Source organism: Mesorhizobium sp. B1-1-5 (genome assembly GCF_006443065.1).
Taxonomy (GTDB): domain Bacteria; phylum Pseudomonadota; class Alphaproteobacteria; order Rhizobiales; family Rhizobiaceae; genus Mesorhizobium.
This window is the reverse complement of sequence record NZ_VFWS01000591.1, coordinates 1-1,101: the sequence shown is the minus strand read 5'-3', so window position 1 is coordinate 1,101 and position 1,101 is coordinate 1. Positions and strand designations below refer to the sequence as shown.

Sequence of the window (1,101 nt, the reverse complement as noted above, 5' to 3'; positions counted from 1 at the left end):
CAACTTGAATCGCCGCTGTCGGGCTCATTCGCGAACCCGGCAGCGGGGCGGGAATTTATTGGCCGCCGCGCGAAGCCTGGAGCGATTCCGCCAAGCCCGATGGCATTCACGCCGGCAGCGGAATCCTGATTTCCACATTCAATCCGTCATCGCGATAATCGCGGTGGATCGTGCCACGCAGCTCACGCGTGACATTGAGGTCAATCAATTTGTTGCCGAAGCCGGTCGTGGCCGGGGCGTCGACCTTCTTCTTCCCGGTTTCCTGCCAGCTCAGAGCCAAGACCCGGTCACGCCCGCGCCCTTCGACCGACCATTCGATCCTGAGGGCGCCGACCGTATTGCCGGCCTCGCCGTATTTCAGCGCATTCGTTGCCAGTTCGTGGAAGGTGAGGCCCAGTGCCTGCGTCGTGGTTTCGTCAAGCAGCACCTCCGGCCCGGACAAAAGCTCTTCCGGCAGCTCCTTTCCGAACACTTGGCCAAGCTCGATGCGCAGGAGATCGCCGAGATCCGCCTTCTGCCAGCGCGAGCGCGTCAGCATGTCCTGGGACGCGGCCATTGCCTGTAGCCGGGCCGAGAAAGATGCCGAGAACTCATTGACGTCGCTGGCACGTGACGCGGTCTGGCGCGCGATCGCCAGCACTCGCGTGATCGAATTCTTGATGCGATGCTTCATCTCCTGCAGCATCAAATCCTTTTCGAGCAGGCTCTTTTCCGTCGTCTCATGCAGCAGCGATGCTGCCTCGTAGGCTCGCTCCTGATAGCGCGCGACAAGCGCGATGGCGCCGGCCAGCAGCAACCCGAACAGGCCGAGCATGACTGGGATGGCCCGCGACGATGGCTGCGAGAAGGCGCTTGTCGGCCTGAACTGCACGGTCCACGGACGGCCCGCCACGCTGATCTTGCGGGTGACCAACAGCCTGTCGCCAAAGCCCGACACGGGCGGCGTCTCCGACCGGAACAGCAAATGATCCGGATCGACGCCGCCATCGTAGATTTCGGTGTTGACCGGCAGCAGCGGCGCGCGGCTGAGCGCGATCTGGAACAACTCCCTGGCCCGGAAGGCCGCGTAGAGAAAGCCTACCGTCGAGGATCGCGATGCGT

General features: G+C 63.2%; 1 protein-coding gene. It reads right to left on the bottom strand.

The window, feature by feature from the left end; all coding sequences use genetic code 11:
- Nucleotides 1-106: 106 nt before the first annotated feature.
- Nucleotides 107-1,101, bottom strand: a 995-nt coding sequence (locus FJ980_RS33575) for an HWE histidine kinase domain-containing protein (RefSeq protein WP_281406368.1), incomplete at its 5' end; no start/stop codon positions are given.